The sequence below is a fragment of the uncultured Brachybacterium sp. genome (assembly GCF_947500705.1).
Classification (GTDB): Bacteria; Actinomycetota; Actinomycetes; order Actinomycetales; family Dermabacteraceae; genus Brachybacterium.
Genome location: NZ_CANMSY010000002.1, coordinates 602,035 through 621,165 on the forward strand (window position 1 = coordinate 602,035; position 19,131 = coordinate 621,165).

Consider the following 19,131-nt stretch of genomic DNA (forward strand, 5'->3'; position numbering starts at 1 on the left):
CTCGCTCCGGCAATAGGTTCCGGTCCAGCGTACGCAGTGCCCCGGCGTCCACCCGCTCCCACCCGCGCTCCGCGGAGCACCTCCGCTGTCCCTCGCCTCCCCGGAGCCTGGCAGAATCGTTCGCATGTCAGCGTTGCCTCCCCACCCGACCGCGCCCCGCACCTACCCCCGGCTGCTCTCGCCGCTGGATCTGGGCCGGTTCGAGGTGCGCAACCGCATCGTGATGGGCTCGATGCACGTCGGGCTCGAGGACCGCCCGGCCGAGGTCAAGAAGCTCGCCGCCTATCTCGGCGAGCGCGCCCGGGGCGGTGCAGGGCTGATCGTGACCGGCGGCTTCTCCCCCGACCGCACCGGCCGGCTCACCCCTGGCGGGGCACAGGCCGACGCACGCACCCTGCGCGGCCACCGAGTGATCACCCGCGAGGTCCACGAGGCGGATGGCCGGATCATCCTGCAGCTGCTGCACGCCGGCCGCTACTCCTTCCATCCCCTGGCCGCGTCCGCCGCCGCCGGGAAGTCACCGCTGTCCCCGTTCCGGGCCCGCCGTCTGACCCGGCGCGGGGTGGGCCGCACCGTGGAGCACTTCGCCGAGGCCGCACGGCGAGCAGTCGAGGCCGGCTACGACGGCGTCGAGATCATGGGCTCCGAGGGCTACCTCCTGAACCAGTTCCTGGCGCCGGCCACCAACCGGCGGCGGGACCGCTGGGGGCGCGGGCCCGAGGGCCGGCGAGCGCTTCCGCTGGCCGTGGCCGCCGCCGTGCGGGAGGCGATCGGCGACGAGGCCCTGCTCAGCTACCGCCTCTCCCTGCTGGACCTGGTGCCGGGCGGCCAGACCTGGGAGGAGACGACCGCCCTCGCCCAGGGCCTCGTCGAACGCGGTGTGGACGTGCTGTCCTCCGGGATCGGCTGGCATGAGGCGCGGGTGCCCACGATCGTCACCTCGGTGCCGCGAGCGGCGTTCGCCGAGAACACCGCTGCCCTCCGCGAGCTGGTGGAGGTGCCGGTGATCGCCTCGAACCGGATCCACGCTCCCGCCGTCGCCGAGCGGGTCCTCGCCGACGGCCAGGCGGATCTGGTCTCGATGGCGCGCCCGCTGCTCGCGGATCCGCAGCTGCCGAACAAGCTCGCAGACGGTCGCGCCAACCAGGTCGTCGCCTGCATCTCCTGCAATCAGGCCTGCCTGGACAAGGTGTTCGACGGCAAACGTGCCAGCTGCCTGGTGAACCCGCGTGCCGGGCACGAGACGGAGCTGCTGCTGAACCCTGTGATCGAGCGCCGTGCCCGCAAGGTCGCCGTCGTCGGCGCGGGTCCCGCCGGGCTCGAGGCGGCACTGGCCGCCGCCGAGCGCGGTCACATCGTGACCCTGTTCGAGGCGACCGCGGAGATCGGCGGTCAGCTGCGGCTGGCCGCCCGCATCCCCGGCAAGGAGGACTATGCGCAGGCGCTGCAGTCCTGGCGGATGCGACTGGCGGCGGCCGGGGTGGGGATCCGGCTGGAGACGCGGCCGACGGGCCAGGACCTCGCCGGGTTCCATGATGTCATCGTCGCGACCGGTGTGAAGCCCCGCGAGATCGAGCTGCCCGCGACGGGCGGGCCGCAGGTGATCAGCTACGCCGACCTGCTCGAGGGGCGGGCCGAGGCCGGGGACCGGGTCGCGATCATCGGTGCCGGCGGGATCGGGGTCGACGTCGCCGAGTTCCTCAGCGCCCCGCGGCCGTCGCCGACCCTGGACGTCGCCGTATGGAAGCAGCACTGGGGCGTGGTCGAGGCCGACGAGGAGCATCGCGGCGGCGTCACCGCCCGGCCCGCCGAGGAACCGCGGCGCGAGGTCCATCTGCTGCAGCGCAAGGAGACCCGGATCGGGGCCGGGCTCGGCCGCACCACCGGCTGGGTGCACCGTGCGGAGCTGCGCCACGCAGGCGTGATCCAGCACCGCGGCGTGACCTACCGCCACGTCGACGAGCAGGGCCTGCACATCCTCGAGGGGGAAGACGCCCGGGTGCTCGAGGTGGACACCGTGGTGGTCTGTGCCGGGCAGGTCAGCGTCAATGCCCTGGCCGACGAAGTGGCTGCTGCACGCAAGGGTCGGGCGCCCCGCGTGCACGTGATCGGCGGGGCCGACGTCGCCGCGGAGCTCGACGCCGAGCGCGCGATCCGTCAGGCAGTCGAGGTCGCCGCCGGGCTCTAGCTAGGCGCCCTCGAGCACCTCGCGGGCGATCGGGCCGGCAGTGACGGAGCCGTAGCTGCCGTCCTCGACGAACGCTGCGACCACGAGATCGCCCTGGGCGACGATCACCCAGGAGTGGAGCTTCAGTTCCCCCTCCGCGTTGGTCCACTCCGCGGTGCCGGTCTTGCCGATGACCGGCTCGCCGGGGAGGTCCGCGAAGTCGCGGAGGCTGCCGTCGGTGACCACGCCGCGCAGCATCTCCTGCAGCTGCGAGGTCTCCTCCGCCGTCAAGGGGTGCGGCACCTCGGTGGTCACCGGATCGACGTCGGCGAGGATCCGCGGGGTCACCGTCGCGCCGTTCTGGATGCTCGCGAGCACCACCGCCATGGACAGCGGGGAGGTGAGCACCCGGCCCTGCCCCATCATCGCCGCGGCGTGCTCGGTGCCGGTGTCCTCCGGGTCGATGGATCCCATGAAGGCCTCGAGCCCCTCGGGGGCCTCCTGGCCGATACCGAGGGTGGCCGCGGCGTCGGCGAGCGCGGGCTGGTCCACCGTGTCGTGCTGCAGCAGCAGGGCGGTGTTGCAGGAGTACGCGATGACGGAGCGCAGAGGCATCATCCCGAACAGGGACGGGTCCATCGAGTCGGCGTTCTTGAAGCTCGCGCCGTCGATGCTCGCCGTCTCCGGGCACTCCAGCTCGGTGTCCGGGGTGATGCCCGCCCGCAGCAGCGAGAGGGCGGTGACCGCTTTGAAGGTGGAGCCGGGGGCGTACTGGCCGACGAGACCCACCGGATAGGACTGGCCGGTGGGTCCGAGGGCAGAGGCCAGGAGGTCACCGGTGGAGGGCTGCAGCACGATCACCGCAGCCGGCGACTCCGCCTCGGCGATCGCCGCGGTGGCCGAGCGCTGCAGATCGGTGTCGAGGGTGGTGGGAACCGCCGCCCCGTCGACAGGATCGACCCGGTGCAGGGAGCGCTGCTCTCCGCCGTCGTCGGCCACCGCGACCACCTCGGCACCGTCCGTGCCGACGAGCGCGTCATGCCGGGCGCCGACCACGCCGCCGCTGGCGATCAGATCTCCGGCGACGAGCTCGCCGTCGGACTTCTCGATGTCCTCGGCGCTCGCCTCACGCAGGGAGCCGAGCACCCCGGGCGCGAAGTCGCGCCGGGCGGCGAGGGGGCGGTTCTGCTCGAGCGCCCGGAAGCCGGTGATCTGCGCGGCCTCGTCCAGCGGGTACTCCCCCTCGGCCTCGACGCGGACGGTGAGGGCGGGGACGAAGGCCTCGGGGCCGTTGTCGGCGACGGCCTGGGCGTAGCGGTCGGGGTCGGTGCCCAGCAGCCCGGCGAGGTCGCGGGCCGCGGCCTCCTGCTCGCCCTCCTCGAGCTGGGTCTTATCCAGGCCGAGGACCTTCACCGGGAGCTCTCCGTACAGCACGTCGCCGTCGCGATCGGTGACGGTGCCGAGGGTCGCGGGCACGGTCGCGAGGTCCAGATGCTCGTCAGCGCCCAGGCCCGGGGCGTAGACCTCTGGGCGGAGCTCCGCCGCCCAGCCGTCCTCGCCGCGGCGCAGGGTCGCCTCGGTGGTGTACTCCCAGGTCCCGGCGTCATCCGGCAGGGTCCAGGTCCAGGCGAGGGTCGCGGTGCGCACGCCATCTTCCGCGGTCCCGGCATCGGCGAGCTCGACCTGCGGGGCGGCGCCCGTCGCCTCGATGAGCGGGCCGAGGACCGTCTGATGCGGGGCCGCGGAGGCGTCCGACAGAGCGGCGACGAGGGCCTGGGCCTCCTCCTGCCCGTCGTCGGCGCTGCTGCGCCACAGCAGACCGGCTGCCACCAGTGCGGCGATCGCGAGCACGGCGATCAGGATGAGCAGTGGTGCGCGGCGGGTCGAAGAGGAGGCCATAGCCCCATGCTCCCACCTACACTCGTGGCCATGCCCCGAGTGCTCCACACCGCCCAAGCGCTCGTCGACGTCATCCTGGAGATCGACGAGCTGCCCCCGCGCGGCGGCAACGCCAACGCCCGCAGCGAGCGCTGGTACGCCGGCGGTGCGGTGACCACGCTGATCGCCGCCTCCCGCACCGGCGCGGTCGCGGTGCACGGCGGAGCCCACGGCACGGGCCCGCACGGCGACCTGATCCGTGAGGCGCTCGCGCGGGACGGTGTGCTCCTCTCGGACGAGATCCATGGCGAGGCGGATACCGGCTACTGCACGGTGCTGCTGGAACCGTCGGCCGAACGCACCTTCCTCACCGTGTACGGAGCGGAGCGTCAGATCACCGCTGAATCCCTCGCGACTCTGGATCCGCAGCCCGGGGATCTCGTGTGCGTGTCCGGGTACAGCCTGTTCGAGCCCACCCGCGATCCGCTGCTGGAGTTCCTCGACTCCCTGCCCGAGGGGGTCGACGTAGTGCTGGATCCGGGCGATCCCTTCGCGAGCTTCCCTCCCGCGATCCAGCGGCGGGTGCTGTCACGCACCACGGTGTGGACCTCGAACGCCGACGAAGCGCGGGCTCTCACCGATCTCGACGATCTCGAGGACACCCCGGAGGCGATCCGTCGGCGGCTCTCGCCGGGGGCAGTGGTGGTGGTGCGCGACGGCGATCGCGGCTGCCTCGTGTTCCATCACGGTCGCGGCACCCAGATCCCTGCCTTCCCGCAGACGGCGGTGGACACCAATGGTGCGGGCGACACCCATACCGGGGTGATGCTGGCCGAGCGGGCCCTCGGCGCGGACTGGGAGTCCGCAGCCACCCGCGCCAACGCCGCGGCGGCGATCGCGGTGACCCGCCACGGCACCGAGAGCGCCCCGACCCGGGCCGAGGTCGACGCGTTCCTCTCGTGAGTGGGAGGTCCCGGCCCACGGTCAGCGTCCGGTTCTAAGATGGAGGCGCACATCACTGTCTGATCCGAATCAGGAGACCATGGCCGACCCGACCTTCCACGATTTCACGGCGCTCACCATCGATGGTGAGCTCCGAGCGATGAGTGAGTACCGCGGGCGCCTGGTCCTCGTCGTCAACACCGCCACGCTGTGCGCCTTCACGCCGCAGCTGACCGGCCTGCAGGAGCTGCACGACCGCTTCTCCGCGCACGGCTTCACGGTGCTCGGCTTCCCCTCGGACCAGTTCCATCAGGAGCCCGGGACGGATGAGGAGATCCAGGAGGTCTGCACCTCGACCTTTGAGGTCACCTTCCCGCTGTTCTCGAAGATCGATGTCAACGGTTCTTCTGCCCATCCGCTGTGGCAGTGGATGTGCGCGCAGAAGGCCGGGGTGATCGGTGGGCGCATCGCCTGGAACTTCACCAAGTTCCTCATCGACGGCGAGGGGAAGGTGCTGCGCCGCTACGCTCCGCCGGTGCCGCCGGGCCGGATCGCGCGCCGGATCGAGTCGGAGCTGGGCTTACGTCCATGAAGGGTTGGTAGCGTGGGTCACAACCGACCACCTACCTGAAAGGTGACCCCATGGAAGGCGTCATTCTCTTCCTCGTCCTCGGCCTCGGCTTCCTGATCCTCCTCGTGATCGTGGGGGCGCTGCTGTTCGGCGGCCTGCGCACCTCGCTGATGTTCACGGTGCATACGCAGGAAGCGGTCATCGTCGAGCGCTTCGGCAAGTTCAAGCGCGTCGCGCACGCCGGTCTGAACTTCAAGACCCCCTTCATCGACAACATCACCAGGCCGGTCTCGCTGCGCGTGCAGCAGCTCGAGGTGAACATCGAGTCCAAGACCAAGGACAACGTCTTCGTCAACGTCCCGGTCGCGGTCCAGTACCAGATCGAGAAGGACCAGGTCGTCGCGGCGTACTACGAGCTGTCCAACCCCGAGGCGCAGATCCGCTCGTACGTCTTCGACACGGTGCGCTCGGCACTGTCCGGCCTCGAGCTGGATCAGGCCTTCGAGTCGAAGGACGACATCGCCAGCAGCGTCGAGCGGACCCTGGCGACGTCGATGCAGAAGTTCGGCTTCAACATCATCAACACCCTGGTCCAGGACATCTCGCCGGACCAGCGGGTGCGCGATTCGATGAACTCCATCAACGCCGCCCAGCGGGACCGGGTCGCCGCCCAGTCCCTCGCCGAGGCCGACAAGATCAAGCGCGTCACCCAGGCCGAGGCCGAGGCCGAGTCCAAGCGCCTCCAGGGTGAGGGCGTCGCCGCCCAGCGCAAGGCGATCGCCCTGGGCATCGCCGAGCAGTACGAGATGCTCCGCAAGGTCGGGATCGAGAACTCCGCCGAGCAGCTGCTGCTGATGACGCAGTACTTCGACACCATGCAGGACGTGGCCCGCAACGCCCGCTCCAACGTGCTCTACCTGCCCTCGAACCCGGGTGCCGTGGGATCCATGGGGGACGAGATCCGCACCGCGATGCTGCAGTCGCAGGCCGCGGCCGCCGCGAGCCAGGACGCCGATGTGGCCGACGCCGATTCCCGCAAGCGCATCTCCGCCGAGCAGCTGCGCGAGCAGGAGCAGCAGCGAGCCGAGCGGGCTCGCGCCCAGTCCGAGCAGCGTGCTCGCGCGGCGAGGCAGCAGGCGCAGCAGGCCCCGGAGAGCTACCCCGGCGGGAGCGTCCCGCCGTGGACGCGCCCGGGCAGCGCGAACCAGGGCTGAGGAGTGACCGCACGGCCCCACGTCGTATTCGTCTGCGTCGACGAGATGCGGGCGGATGCGATGGGGGTCGCTGGCAACGAGCACATCGACACCCCGAACCTCGATGATCTCGCACGGGGCGGGTATCACTTCACCCGCGCTTATTCGGCCACGCCCACCTGCGTGCCCGCCAGGGTCGCGATGTTCACCGGGAAGTCCCCGGAGCTGCACGGGCGGTACGGCTACCGGGAGGGGATCTCCTTCCCGGAGGCGTACCCGGTGACGCTGCAGTCCACGCTGGGTGACGCCGGGTATCAGACCTTCGGGGTGGGGAAGATGCACGTCTTCCCGGACCGGGCGCGCTGCGGCTTCGACGAGGTGCTGCTGCACGACGGCTTCCTGCACACCTCGCGCCGGCTCAGCCGGGGACCATCGGCGGCGATCGACGACTATGTCGAGTTCCTGCGCCGTGAGACCGGCGACCCGCGGGCGGACTACCAGGAGACCGGGATCGGCTGCAATGCGCTGACGGCCCGGCCCTGGGAGCGGGAGGAGCGGCTGCATCCCACCCGCTGGGTGGCCGATGAGTCGCTGCGCTTCCTCGAGCGGCGGGATCCGACCAGGCCGTTCTTCCTGTACATGTCCTTCCACCGGCCGCATGCGCCCTTCGATCCTCCGGGATGGCTGTGGGAGAAGTATCGGGGCCGCCCGGGGCCGCGCCGCGCCCGAGGCGGATGGGTCGAGCGCTTCGACGAGCACCGCCGCGACTACGGCTCCGAGGCGGAGTTCGGGACGCAGAAGGAGAGTACGCACGAGGCCGCGCGGGCCGGGTACTACGGCTCGATCGAATTCATCGACCTGCAGCTGAACCGGCTCAAGGAGACCCTCTCGGATCAGGGCCTGCTCGAGGACACCGTGATCGTGTTCGTCTCCGATCACGGCGACATGATGGGCGACCACGACATGTACCGGAAGTCCGTGGGCTACGAGGGCTCTGCCCGGGTGCCGCTGGTGGTGCACGTGCCGCCGCGCTGGCGCGCGGGCTGGGGAGCCCCGGGGCAGGTCGACGCGATCGCCGAGCTGCGGGACCTGATGCCGACGGTGCTCGAGCTCGCCGGAGTCGAGGTGCCGGAGGGGGTGGACGGGATCAGCCTGCGGCCCGGGAGCGAGCTGCGCGAGCATCTGCACGGCGAGCACCTGATCACCTCGCTGGGCCGGCATTCGATGCAGTGGATCCGCTCGCAGCGCTTCAAGTATGTGTGGTTCTCCGGGGACGGGCACGAGCAGCTCTTCGACCTCGAGGCCGATCCGCTCGAGGAGCGGGATCTCGCCGGCTCGGCGGAGCATGCGGAGGAGCTGGCGCGGCATCGGGAGCTGCTGGTCCGAGAGCTCACGGGGCGCGAGGAGGGGTTCGTCGCGGGCGGTGCGCTGGTCGCGGGCCGAGCGGTGCAGTCCGAGGCGGCGTGGGTGCGCGAGTTCGCGAGGCTCTGACCTGCCCTTGCGGATTATTTAATTTTCATCTAATGCGGGGTCATCACATCGACGACGAAGGAGTGGTGATCCCCATGAAGGCATGGCAGTTCACTGGTACCGGCAAGCCCCTGGAGCTGAACGAGGTCGAGGAGCCCACTGCGGACCCCGGAGAGGTCGTCGTGGATGTCAAGGCCGCAGGCGTGTGCCACTCCGACGTCGCCGCACTCGATGACGAGGGCTGGATGGCGCTGTTCCAGCAGGGGCTCCCCCGCACCATGGGCCACGAGTCCGCCGGCGTCATCAGCCAGGTGGGCGAGGGCATGGAGCACTGGAAGGTCGGCGACCGGGTCGGTCTGGCACCGATGATGGCCGACGGCACGGCGCTCGGTTACGGCCCCTGGGACGGCGGCTTCGGCCCGAAGCTCCGCGCGACCGACGACAATCTCGTCGCGCTCCCCGACGCCGTCTCCTTCGAGCTCGGGGCGATGGCCACCGATGCGGGCCTGACCGCGTACCACGCGATCATGGCCCTCGGCGGGGCGAAGCCCGGCATGAAGGTCGGCGAGATCGGCCTGACCGGGGTCGCCGAATCGATCATCGAGTTCTCGGACCTGGGCCTCGAGCTGGTCGTGGACTACGCCGGCTTCGGCACCACCACCGCCCAGGGCCTCGAGGCGCTGGCCAAGTTCGGCACCTTCGTGCAGGTGGGGATGGGGAGCTCGAAGCGCCCCTGAACACCTATGAGCTGATCACCAAGCAGCTGACGATCAAGGGCTCGAACTCCGGCACCAAGGAGGACCTCGAGGGCCTGTACGCGCTGATGGCCTCCGGCGAGCTGAACCCGCCGATCAATCACATCACCCACGCGGAGATCCCCGGTGCCATCGACAAGCTCCGCGCCGGCGGCGTGATCGGACGGTTCGTGGCGAGCTACGAGGACTGATCGCCGACCGAAGTCGCGCCTGGCCGATCCCGAAGGATGATCCCGCGGGGTCGGCCTCTGCGATGAGGTGGGGGTATGAACGCTTCTGCCGTCTCCCCCGCGGGTCCCGCCGACTATTCCGTCGAGAAGCGGATGGCCCGCACCGCCGCCGTGACCCTGGGCTGGTGGGCGCACGGTGCCGTGCGCCTGCTGCTCGCGGTGGCGATGCTCTATTACGGCGTCGCGAAGCTCGTGCTGGGCCAGTTCGGGGTCACCGACATGGGCGATGCGCTGATCACCCAGGGCGAGATGAGCCCGATGGGGATGCTGTGGCGGATGGTCGCCTTCTCCCCGCTGTTCCAGGTCCTGGGGGGCCTGGCCGAGTGGGGCGCCGCGATCGCTCTGCTGTGGCGGCGTTCGGTCCCGCTGGGAGCGGTGATCGCGGCCGGATCGATGTCGCTGGTGCTGGTGCTGAACCTCGGCTATGACGTCCCCGTCAAGCAGATCGCGCTCGCGCTGCTGGTGATGTCGCTGCTCGTGCTGACCCCGTGGGTCCCGCGCCTGGCCAGGGCATTCCTGGGCCACGGGGAGATCGGGAAGGGTCCGCTGCCCACGCTGGTGCCGTGGCGGCCTGCCGCGCGGGTCACGAACATCGCCGGTCCGATCGCCGCGCTGCTGCTGGTGGGTGTGGTGGGCTGGGGCATGAGCGCGATGTACCCCGAGCGGAGCGTCGACGAGTCCGCACCGGCCGGGGTGTGGACCGTGCAGGAGGATGTCGCCGAGCCCGCCGCCCAGCTGCACCAGGACACGCGCTGGAGCGCACTCGCCTTCGGCGAGGTGGAGTACGACGGCCGCGCCGCGGTGCAGCTGCGGCAGGCGAACGGGGAGCTGCTGAGCGGCAGCTACGACCGCACCGGGCCGCATACCGTCGAGCTGTCGCTCGGGCCGCTGCGCGAACAGGGGCAGCCGCTGCAGGAGCATTCCGCGATCGAGCCCGTCGTGCTCACGCTGACGTTCGAGGAGCAGGCCGACGGCACGCTGCATCTCACCGGTGAAGGGCAGGATCTGGTGCTCGCCCCGGACGACTCCGCGATGGTGCTCTATGAGCGGGGGTTCAGCTGGGGCGTGCGCGCGGACGATCCCTTCAACCGCTGAGCCCGCCGCCTGGAGGCAGGCTGCCTCCTGATGTCGGCCCCCTCCCCTAGTCTGGGGCGGGACGCGCGACGACGGAGGAGCCCAGATGCAGATCGAGTTCGGCTGGTCGCTGGACGGCACCGCCTGGGCGGATGGCTCCAGCACCACCGGGTCCGTGAGGATGGGCCCTCGTGCCCTCGTCCAGCTGCTGCAAGGACGGCTGGCACTGACCCGGCCGTCGGTCGATCCGGCGGTGCGGGTCGCGCAGTACGCCCGCGCGATCGCCGCCGCGGACCACGAGTGGGCACGCGCCTCGTTCGACGTCGATCCGTGGTCGACCGCGAGCACGATGCTGTCCTGGCGGGATGCGGCCGTGATGGCCGGAGCCTCGCTGCGACGGGCGCCCGGGCTGCCTGCACGGATCGAGGCGCTGAGCACGATCGAGGAGGCGGCCGACCTCTCCCCCGGCGCCGCCGATGACCTGCGGGAGATCGTCGACCTGCTCGAGGAGCTCTCCGCGTCACCCTGGCCGCTGGGGATCGAGCGGGTCCTCTGCCACGAGGAGCCGACGACCCTCCCCGGTCTGTGGCCGCGGCTGCTGAAGCTCCTGGCCGGGTCCGGGGTGGAGGTCCGTCGGGCCGACGAGGCGCCGTCCGTGCGGCCGGAGCTGGTGCTGCTGGAGACCGATGACGAATGGACCGCCGCCGAGACCGCCGCCCGGTTCCTGGCCGGGCGCGACGGCGATCCCGTCCACGTCCTCGCCACGGAGGACACGATCCTCCTGGATCAGGAGCTGCACCGCCGCGGCCAGGCGGCGATCGGGGTGGCCGGGGCCTCCGCGGACCGCACCAGCCTGCAGATCCTCCCGCTGTACCTCTCCATCGCGATCGCGCCGGTGGACGTGCAGCAGCTCGGTGCCTTCCTCGATCTGCGGGTGCTGGATGCCCCGGAGGCGGATCGCGAGCCGATCGGCCTGGTGCCCGCACGGGTGCGGCGCCGGTTCCTCGACGCCCTGGCCGCCCAGCCCGGCACCGGCGGTCCGGCCTGGGAGGCGGTGCTCTCCGAGCTCGCCGCCGATCCCGAGGAGGTCGCCGCCCTCGAGATCGCCCGAGCGGTCTCCGCTCTGGTCACGCACCCGATCGATCCGGAGCAGCTGACGCCGCCGCGGCTGCGGGCGGCGACCGTCTGGCTCGGCGAGCGGCTGCGCGCGCTCGGTCAGGGCGAGCCCGGGCTCGTGCGCGCGAGCGCGCATCTGCAGACCTTCCTCGCCGTGCTCGACACCCTCGGCGATGGCCATGTGCTGGGTGCGCGCGAGCTCTCCCAGGTCGTCGAAGCCTCCGGAGGGCGCGCCGCCTCGCCCGTGGCCCGGCCCGAGGCGACCGCTGCCTGGACCTCCTGCACCCGCCCGGCGCAGCTGCGCCCGCGCGGCGGGGACGTGCTGTGGTGGGGCGCGGACCGGCACGATTCGCAGACCGGCGTCACCTGGGACGGCGTCGAGATCGAGGCACTCGTGGGGCTCGGGGCGCGTGTGGTCGAGCCCGCCGCCCTCGCAGCGCTGGAGACCGACGCGGGACTGCGCGGACTGCGCGGTGCCGGGCGGCTGATCGTGGTCCGCACCCGCAGCCGCGCGGAGAAGGCCACCGCCCCGCATTCCCTGCTCGCCCACCTCGCGGCCGAGCGGGCCGCCGCCGGGGAGGGCGTCGCGAAGGTGCTCGAGCAGTTCCGGGTGGACCCGCGCGCTGCGGTCGGGGAGGGGGTCTGGGAGCTCGCGGGATCGCGACGGCCGCTGAGCGTGCCTGCGCTCATCGGCCCGGCGGAGCCTGCGCAGGATCTCACCAAGCGCGCCGGCCCGGCCCCGCATCTGGTGCCGACGGCGCTGAGCTACTCCCAGGCGGAGAACCTGCTGGGCTGCCGACAGAAGTGGACCTACCGCACCGGGCTCGGGATTCGTCCTGCCTCGGTCGCGAGCGTGCCCAGCGGCAATCAGATGATCGGCACCCTCGTGCACACCGTCGTCGAGGAGCTGGTGAACACCGGCCAGGAGCAGGAGCGCAGCGGGCCCCCGTCGGCCGAGCAGATCGCCCAGATGCTGGAGCGGCTCGTTCCCCAGCTCGCCTCAGAGCTGCTGCTGCCCGGTCGGGAGGTCGAGCTGACCACGATGCGCGAGACCGCCGTGCGCTCTCTGGTCGAGTTCTTCGGCCGATTGGCAGAGGCGGGGCTGGTGATCACCTCGGTCGAGTCGCGCTTCGAGGAGCCGCTGACCCTGCACCTGCAGCGCGGGGACCTTGAGGTGCCATTCCTGGGCTACCGCGATGTGCTCGCCGAGGACGCCGCCGGGAGGCCCACCGTGATCGACCTGAAGTGGACCTCGGCCGCGAAGAAGTACCCCGAGCTGTTCGATGCCGGCGAGGCGCTGCAGCTCGCCTCCTATGCCTGGTCGCTGCATGACGACTCGGCGGATGTCGGCTACTTCCTGCTCAAGCAGGGCGAGTTCGTCTCCGCGAATCCGGCGCTGGACCCCCATGGCCGACCCACCCTCGACATCGCGGCCGCGTGGTCGAGGACGACCTCGGGGATCACCGAGGCGCTCGACGCGATCGGCGAGGGCACTGTCACGGCACAGTCCGGGCAGATCCTGCGCGACGCCGGACAGGGGCTCGACACCCCGCGCCCGGACGCGAAGAAGACCTACGCCGCGGCGCAGGAGGAGGCCCGAGCAGACGGCGGGATCGTGGTCGACGCCCGCTGCGACTTCTGCGATTTCTCCCTGCTGTGCGGCCTGAGAGGAGATGCATCATGAGCTTCACCCTGATCAACGCCTCGGCAGGCTCCGGCAAGACATACACTCTGACCAGGCAGCTGGCCGAGCGGCTCGAGGCCGGGCTGGACCCCTCGCAGATCATCGCCACCACCTTCACCGTCAAGGCGGCCGAGGAGCTCTCCCAGCGGGTGCGCTCCACGCTCCTGGACCGCCAGCAGGTCGAGGCGGCGCGGGGCATCGACAGCGCCCTGATCAGCACCGTGAACTCGGTCGCCGGGCGCCTGGTGACCGAGTACGCGCTGGACGCGGGCATCTCCCCCCAGGTGCAGGTGCTCGACGACACGACCCAGAGGGCGGCCTTCGCGGCGGCGATCGACCGCACGGCCGCCGCGGCCGGGGTGCGCTGGGCGGCGATGCTCGCCCGCACCGAGCACGACGGCGACGAGAAGGACGCCGGCTTCATCCCCACGAGGCAGGCCTGGCGGGGCCGGGTGAAGGACGTCGCGGACGCCGCCCGCACCAACCTCCTCGGGGCAGATGAGCTGCGCGCCGCCGCGACCGTGTCCTGGGAGGAGTTCCGGGAGGCGGCCCAGCTGCCCGAGCCCGGGGAGGATCTGCGGGGTCGCTGGCTGCATGAACTGGGGCAGCGGATCGAGGGTTTCGCGGAGGATCTGGCCGCGTCGGTCGATGAGTCCGGCGAGGGCACCAAGGGCGGGCCGATCTCCCCGCGCAGCGTGAACAGGGCGCGGGGCGACCTCGACGCGCTGCGCCGGTTGGAGCGCACCCTGCGGGATCGCGAGCGGGCGCCGTGGTCGAGCTGGTTGCGCCTGGCCGGCGGCAGCTTCGGGGCGCCGGCGAAGAAGGCTCTCGAGCCGCTCGCGATCGAGGTCGGAGAGGGCTTCGCGCAGAATCCTGCGTGGCAGCAGGACGTGCAGGACCTCATCACGCTCATCCTCGACGTCGCTGCGGATTCGCTGGACGCCTACGAGGCCTACAAGCGCGAGCTGGGCCTGATCGACTTCATCGACCAGGAGGTGCAGGCGCTGCGCCTGCTGCAGGATTCGCCGCGGGTGCGGGAATCCATCGCCTCGCGCTACCGCCTCCTCGCAGTCGACGAGTTCCAGGACACCTCTCCCGTGCAGCTGGCCCTTTTCCTCGAGCTCTCCCAGCTCATCGAGGAGAAGATCTGGGTGGGCGACCCCAAGCAGGCGATCTACGGCTTCCGCGACGCCGACCCGCGCCTGATGCAGGACATCATCGCCGCGCTCGAAGGCGGCGGCACCGTGTTCGGGACGGGTGAGGTCGAGAACCTCTCCCACTCCTGGCGCTCGCAGAAGCTGCTGGTCGACTTCTCCAACGCCCTGTTCAGCCCGGTGTTCGCGCCCGACGGGGAAGGTCTGGATCGGGTGCGGCTCCAGATCCCCGAGCAGCGGGAAGCCACGGCGGGTGACGGCGCGCTCGAGGTGTGGGAGGCGACGAAGAACGACCGCCGCGTGGTCTCCGCGCAGAAGCATGCCGCGATGATCGCCGAGCAGATCCGACGCCGCATCGACGAGGGCGCCTTCACCCCGGGCTCCACCGCGGTGCTGGTGCGCAGCAACACTCAGCGGGCCTCCGTGGTCGCCGCCCTGCAGGAGCGCGGAGTGCCCACCGCCGGCGCCGCGCATCCGCTCCTCGCGACCCGGGAGGCGCAGATGGTGCGGGCGGCGCTCGCGGTGACCCTCGACGGCTCGGACACCCTGGCGCTCACCGAGCTGGTGACGCTGCTGAGCGATCATGGCGCCCACGAGGACTGGTTCGCGCAGCTCATGGCCGCGCCGGATCGCGACGCGCGCAAGGCCGTGTTCTCGAGCTGGTGGGAGGATCCCGTGCTGACCGGGCTGCGCGAGGTGCGCCGTGCCTGCATCGGCTTCACCCCGGTGGAGATGATCAGTGCGCTGATCGACGCCCTGGACCTGCCGCAGCGGATCAAGCGCTGGACCGGTCAGGGCTCCCGACGCCGCACCCTGGATGCGCTGCGGGCGATGGCGCAGGAGACCACGCAGCGGCGTCGGGCGGAAGGCTCCCCCATCACACTGACCGGTCTGCGCGCCGAGCTCGACGCGTGGACGGAGGGACCAGACCTCTCCGCCCTGCCCGAGGCGGTCTGGGTGGGCACCATCCACGGAGCCAAGGGCCTGGAATGGGATCACGTCGTCGCCTACCTCGGTGCACCCCCGAAAGAGCGTGCCCACTCCAGCGGCGTGCTCGTGGTCTCCCCCGGCGCACCGGACGTCACCGCCCCGCTGGTCGGCCGCAGCCTGCGGTTCTGGCCGAAGATCGCCGCACCTGCGGACGCTGCGGAGAGCCTCGCGGCCTCAGGGTTCGCGAGCCGCCGCCGCGAGGCTGAGGCGGAGGAGTCCGGGAGGCTGCACTATGTGGCCCTCACCCGCGCCGCCCGCACCTCCGTGCTCGCCGTGCCCGGCACCTCCACGGTGCTGGACACCCTCATCGAGACGCCGCCCCTGGTGAGCTGGTCCGAGGGGGCGATCAGCGTGCACGGCACCGAGGGCATGCTGCCGGCGACCGTGACTGCGGTGAACGTCGACGACCTGATGGAGGAGATCCCTGCACGGCTGCCGCGCAGCACCGACCCGCTCGCGGCGACCGACGTCCCGCTGCGCCCCGCCGCGCCGAGCTCCGCCCGGCTGTCCGCTCGGTTCCAGGCCTCCGCTGCGGCGTCGGGCGGGGCACTCGGCGAGGTGTTGGAGCCTCGTAGCATCGGTCCGGTGCTGGTCAGCGGCGGCGGGCCGCAGTGGGAGCGCGTCGGCGAGGCCGTGCACGCCTATCTCGCCCTGCCGCTCGAGAATCTCTCGCCGGAGCAGCGGCTGGCGGCGGCTGAGCGTCTGCTCTCTCGCTGGGTGGTGACGCGGACGGTGCAGGCGCGGGTGCTGCTGGAGGCCGGGGAGAGCTGGACGCGCTTCGTGAACTCCGAGTTCCCCGGCGCCGTGCAGCTCACCGAGCAGCCGATCACCTGGTGGAACGAGGACGCTCAAGTTATGGAGGGCTGGATCGACACCCTGCTGCGCCTGCCCTCGGGCGAGATCGTGCTGGTGGACCACAAGGCGTACCCGGGCGATGACCCGGTGACGCACATCCGCGAGAAGTACCTGGGCCAGATGGCCACCTATTCCCGGGCGCTGGCCTCAGCCGGCCGCGCCCCGGATCGGATCCTGATGCACCTGCCGCTGCGCGGAGAGATCGTCGAGGTGAGGGTCCATGGGCAGGAGCGTTGAGCTGATCTCCCCCGAGGAGGCCGTGGCCCGGGCTCTCGCGCTGCTCGATGAGGCGCTGCGGTCCGGGGCGCGGCGCGTGCTCGGGATCGCGGGGGCGCCTGGTTCGGGGAAGTCCTCGCTCACGGCGATGCTGGCTCGGGAGCTTCCCGCAGGGTCCTGCGTGGTGGTGCCGATGGATGGGTTCCATCTGGCGGATGTCGCGCTCGCGCGGCTCGGTCGGAGCGGGCGGAAGGGCGCGCCGGACACCTTCGATGCCGCAGGCTATGTCGCGCTGCTGCAGCGCGTGCGGGCGGCGATGCCGCAGGATCCGCCGGTGTGGGCGCCGATGTTCGAACGGGACCTCGAGCAGCCGCTCGCCGGGGCGATCGAGGTGCCCGCGCAGGTGCCGCTGGTGATCACCGAGGGGAACTACCTGCTCGGTGACGACGCGTTCGCGAAGGTGCGCGGGATGCTGGATGCCCGCTGGTTCGTCGAGGCGCCCCAGGAGCTGCGGCACCGGTGGCTGATCGAGCGGCACGAGCGCTTCGGGAAATCACCTGCGGCGGCGCGGGAGTGGGCGCTCGGGCCCGATGAGGACAACGCCCGCCTGATCGCGGGAACCCGCGACCGGGCGGACGTCGTGGTGCAGCTGGACTGACGCGCAGGTCAGCTGTGCGGCCGATCAGCCGCGCATGACCGCCCGGGCGAATCCCGCGCTGCGCTCCTGCAGGCCCGCGATGCGCTGCTCGCGATGGTGGGCGAGCACTGCCGGGTCCTCGGTGCGCAGCTCGAAGGTCGCCGGGGCTCGGCGCACATTGCGGGAGCAGCGGAAGTCGGCGCAGATCGCGGTGCCGATGGTGTTGCCGCGGCGGCCCGAGGCCCCTGCCAGGGGCGCCACGAAGGAGGCCGCGCGGACGCCGTCGATGACGTCCTCGCACCAGGCGCAGAGCATCTTGCGGCTCGGGGGGCGGCCAGTGCCGCGCAGCAGCAGGCCGACGGGCTCGTCCTCGACCTCGAGCACGACATAGTGCAGCTGCGGCTTGCGGGAGTCCTGCCAGCCGAGGTAGTCGACGGCCTCCCAGCGCACGGCGGAGAGGTCGGGCAGCTCGGCCCGGGTGGCATCGCCCTTGGTGGCGTTGACGAAGCTGGAGCGGATCTTTTCAGAGTTCACGGGGAGCATGGGGTCCTCACGGAGAGCGCACAGGAGCACCCCGGTGTCGGGGGTCCGGCGCGGGAGACGACGGTCAGCGGTGGTGGGGCGTGCGAGCACGCCGCATCACGCCGAGCAGGCCTCGTGGGCCGCCCCGCTTCCTGCAGGCCGTATGGCCATGCCGTCTCCCCTCGTGTCACGGACCCTGCCACGGTACGCCCGCGGGCCCGTGACCGCCACCGGAATGTGCCGGGGCTCAGGCGATGATCTGGTGCAGCTGCTCGAGCTCCTCCGCGCTGAGCTCGAGGTTCATCGCGTGCGCGGAGTCGGTGATGGACTCGGGGCGGCTGGCTCCCGGGATCGGGATCACGTGCTCGCCGAGGGACAGCTCCCAGGCGAGGACCACCTGCTGCGGGCTGACCGCATGCGCCTCGGCCACGCGCTGGATCTGCGGGAACCGCTCCCCCACGGCCCGTGCTCCGCCACCGGTGCCGCCCAGCGGCGACCAGGGGACGAAGGCGATGCCGTGCTCGCCGCAGTGGCGCAGCTCTGCGCGGCTGGTGTGGAAGAACGTCGGGGAGAACTCGTTCTGGACCGCGGCGAGGCCTCCCTCGCCGAGCACGTCGCGGGCCACGTCGATCTCCTCGGTGTTCGCATTGGAGATGCCGATCTCGCGGATCAGGCCCTCCTGCTGGAAGGTGGCGAGGGCCTCGACCGCGTCCGCGTAGCGGATGCTGCGGTCGGGCCGGTGCCAGTAGTACAGGCCCACGGAGTCGGTGCCGAGATTCGCCAGGGACGTCTCGAGCGCGGCACGGAGGTAGGTGGCGGAGCCGTCACGGCCTCCGCCGTCGGCGGAGCGGGTGATACCGCCCTTGGTGGCGACCGTGATCGTGGAGCGATCGCCGTCCCAGCTGTCCAGGGCCTCGGCGACGAACTTCTCGTTGTGACCCATGGTGTCCCAGGAAGGGGCGTAGATGTCCGCCGTGTCGAGCAGGGTGATGCCCGCGTCGAGGGCCGCGTGGAGGGTGGCCATGGCGCGGTCGTGCGGGGCGGGCTCGCCGCGCCCCATCGACAATGGCATCGCGCCGAGGCCGAGGGCGGAGACGGTCAGGGAGCCGATACGGCGGGTGGGTGCACTCATGGGGTAAGCGTAGTCCGCTGGCGCGAAGGCGGAACTGCCCCTGACCTCATGGTCAGATCACCGGCGGGAGCTCGAGGTGGACCCGCGGCCGCTCAGAGCTCCAGGATCCCCGCGGTGGTGCGGCGGAAGAGTCCGTCGGCCATGTAGAAGTCTCCGAGGTCGGCCTCGAAGTCGACGTGCAACCACTGCACCGTGGCGGACCGGCATTCCTCGATCGCATGCAGGACCAGGGACCGCCCGATCCCGGTTCCCTGATGCTCGGGATGGACCACGACGTCGAGCAGGAAGGCGTGCCGCCCTCCATCGGTGATCACATTGCAGAAGCCGATCAGGGTCTCTCCGCGTCGCGCCGTGATCCAGCCCAGCGAGTAGCGCTCGAGCCGCTCGCCCCATGGCTGGACCTCGTGCTCGAGAGCGAAAGCCGCGGAATGCAGGGCGGAGAGCTCCTGGTCGTCGATCGTCGCGCGCCAGGCACAGCGGAGCGGCTCCGTGGGTTCCATGCGACTCAGTGTGCAGGGTGCGAGGCCGCCCCGTCAGGGGTTCCG

At 71.4% G+C, this 19,131-nt stretch carries 15 protein-coding genes; 11 read left to right on the forward strand and 4 right to left on the reverse strand.

Features of this window, described 5'->3' with window-relative positions:
* The first annotated feature begins 124 nt into the window (after positions 1-124).
* Positions 125-2,188, forward strand: a complete 2,064-nt coding sequence (locus Q0937_RS05845; RefSeq protein ID WP_299300744.1) for an NADPH-dependent 2,4-dienoyl-CoA reductase — start codon at positions 125-127, stop codon at positions 2,186-2,188.
* On the opposite strand, the gene Q0937_RS05850 is transcribed toward Q0937_RS05845, so the two are convergent.
* Entirely contained in the window at positions 2,189-4,066 is a 1,878-nt protein-coding gene (locus Q0937_RS05850) for a penicillin-binding transpeptidase domain-containing protein (protein ID WP_299300747.1), read from the reverse strand. It abuts the gene before it with no gap.
* Positions 4,067-4,096: 30 nt separating this feature from the next.
* Here Q0937_RS05850 and Q0937_RS05855 point away from each other — a divergent pair, with 30 nt between their 5' ends.
* The 10 genes from Q0937_RS05855 to Q0937_RS05900 all read left to right on the forward strand — a co-directional run bounded on the left by Q0937_RS05855 (position 4,097) and on the right by Q0937_RS05900 (position 16,953).
* Entirely contained in the window at positions 4,097-5,008 is a 912-nt protein-coding gene (locus tag Q0937_RS05855; protein ID WP_299300750.1) for a PfkB family carbohydrate kinase, read from the forward strand.
* Between the two features lie 79 nt (positions 5,009-5,087).
* On the forward strand, positions 5,088-5,579 hold the full coding sequence (locus Q0937_RS05860) for a glutathione peroxidase (protein ID WP_299300753.1): 492 nt from the start codon (positions 5,088-5,090) through the stop codon (positions 5,577-5,579).
* A 50-nt stretch (positions 5,580-5,629) separates the two neighbouring features.
* Positions 5,630-6,772, forward strand: a complete 1,143-nt coding sequence (locus Q0937_RS05865; RefSeq protein ID WP_299300755.1) for an SPFH domain-containing protein — start codon at positions 5,630-5,632, stop codon at positions 6,770-6,772.
* A gap of 3 nt (positions 6,773-6,775) precedes the next feature.
* Positions 6,776-8,242 (forward strand): arylsulfatase, encoded by a 1,467-nt coding sequence (locus Q0937_RS05870; protein WP_299300758.1) that lies wholly within the window; start codon positions 6,776-6,778, stop codon positions 8,240-8,242.
* 74 nt (positions 8,243-8,316) lie between these two features.
* Positions 8,317-8,958, forward strand: a complete 642-nt coding sequence (locus tag Q0937_RS05875) for an alcohol dehydrogenase catalytic domain-containing protein (protein WP_299300761.1) — start codon at positions 8,317-8,319, stop codon at positions 8,956-8,958.
* 86 nt (positions 8,959-9,044) lie between these two features.
* Entirely contained in the window at positions 9,045-9,167 is a 123-nt protein-coding gene (locus Q0937_RS05880) for a hypothetical protein (protein WP_299300764.1), read from the forward strand.
* A 75-nt stretch (positions 9,168-9,242) separates the two neighbouring features.
* Positions 9,243-10,301: a hypothetical protein gene (locus tag Q0937_RS05885; protein ID WP_299300767.1), complete on the forward strand. Its 1,059-nt coding sequence runs from the start codon at positions 9,243-9,245 to the stop codon at positions 10,299-10,301.
* A gap of 85 nt (positions 10,302-10,386) precedes the next feature.
* Positions 10,387-13,080, forward strand: coding sequence for a PD-(D/E)XK nuclease family protein (locus Q0937_RS05890; protein ID WP_299300770.1), 2,694 nt, complete (start codon positions 10,387-10,389; stop codon positions 13,078-13,080).
* Positions 13,077-16,316, forward strand: coding sequence for an exodeoxyribonuclease V subunit beta (locus tag Q0937_RS05895; protein WP_299300773.1), 3,240 nt, complete (start codon positions 13,077-13,079; stop codon positions 16,314-16,316). The genes Q0937_RS05890 and Q0937_RS05895 overlap by 4 nt, the downstream gene beginning before the upstream one ends.
* Positions 16,300-16,953, forward strand: a complete 654-nt coding sequence (locus Q0937_RS05900; RefSeq protein WP_299300776.1) for a nucleoside/nucleotide kinase family protein — start codon at positions 16,300-16,302, stop codon at positions 16,951-16,953. Before Q0937_RS05895 ends, Q0937_RS05900 begins: the two co-directional genes overlap by 17 nt.
* Before the next feature lie 24 nt (positions 16,954-16,977).
* On the opposite strand, the gene Q0937_RS05905 is transcribed toward Q0937_RS05900, so the two are convergent.
* From Q0937_RS05905 to Q0937_RS05915, 3 genes are all read right to left on the reverse strand, one after another.
* Positions 16,978-17,475, reverse strand: coding sequence for an FBP domain-containing protein (locus Q0937_RS05905; protein WP_299300778.1), 498 nt, complete (start codon positions 17,473-17,475; stop codon positions 16,978-16,980).
* A 226-nt stretch (positions 17,476-17,701) separates the two neighbouring features.
* Positions 17,702-18,586: an aldo/keto reductase gene (locus Q0937_RS05910; RefSeq protein WP_299300782.1), complete on the reverse strand. Its 885-nt coding sequence runs from the start codon at positions 18,584-18,586 to the stop codon at positions 17,702-17,704.
* Between the two features lie 92 nt (positions 18,587-18,678).
* Positions 18,679-19,086, reverse strand: coding sequence for a GNAT family N-acetyltransferase (locus tag Q0937_RS05915; protein ID WP_299300785.1), 408 nt, complete (start codon positions 19,084-19,086; stop codon positions 18,679-18,681).
* Between the last annotated feature and the right edge of the window lie 45 nt (positions 19,087-19,131).

Coding starts and splice junctions, on each gene's coding strand:
- Q0937_RS05845 (WP_299300744.1), top strand. CDS start 125: ATGTCAGCGTTGCCTCCCCACCCGACCGCGCCCCGCACCTACCCCCGG.
- Q0937_RS05850 (WP_299300747.1), bottom strand. CDS start 4,066: ATGGCCTCCTCTTCGACCCGCCGCGCACCACTGCTCATCCTGATCGCC.
- Q0937_RS05855 (WP_299300750.1), top strand. CDS start 4,097: ATGCCCCGAGTGCTCCACACCGCCCAAGCGCTCGTCGACGTCATCCTG.
- Q0937_RS05860 (WP_299300753.1), top strand. CDS start 5,088: ATGGCCGACCCGACCTTCCACGATTTCACGGCGCTCACCATCGATGGT.
- Q0937_RS05865 (WP_299300755.1), top strand. CDS start 5,630: ATGGAAGGCGTCATTCTCTTCCTCGTCCTCGGCCTCGGCTTCCTGATC.
- Q0937_RS05875 (WP_299300761.1), top strand. CDS start 8,317: ATGAAGGCATGGCAGTTCACTGGTACCGGCAAGCCCCTGGAGCTGAAC.
- Q0937_RS05880 (WP_299300764.1), top strand. CDS start 9,045: ATGGCCTCCGGCGAGCTGAACCCGCCGATCAATCACATCACCCACGCG.
- Q0937_RS05885 (WP_299300767.1), top strand. CDS start 9,243: ATGAACGCTTCTGCCGTCTCCCCCGCGGGTCCCGCCGACTATTCCGTC.
- Q0937_RS05890 (WP_299300770.1), top strand. CDS start 10,387: ATGCAGATCGAGTTCGGCTGGTCGCTGGACGGCACCGCCTGGGCGGAT.
- Q0937_RS05895 (WP_299300773.1), top strand. CDS start 13,077: ATGAGCTTCACCCTGATCAACGCCTCGGCAGGCTCCGGCAAGACATAC.
- Q0937_RS05900 (WP_299300776.1), top strand. CDS start 16,300: ATGGGCAGGAGCGTTGAGCTGATCTCCCCCGAGGAGGCCGTGGCCCGG.
- Q0937_RS05905 (WP_299300778.1), bottom strand. CDS start 17,475: ATGCTCCCCGTGAACTCTGAAAAGATCCGCTCCAGCTTCGTCAACGCC.
- Q0937_RS05910 (WP_299300782.1), bottom strand. CDS start 18,586: ATGAGTGCACCCACCCGCCGTATCGGCTCCCTGACCGTCTCCGCCCTC.
- Q0937_RS05915 (WP_299300785.1), bottom strand. CDS start 19,086: ATGGAACCCACGGAGCCGCTCCGCTGTGCCTGGCGCGCGACGATCGAC.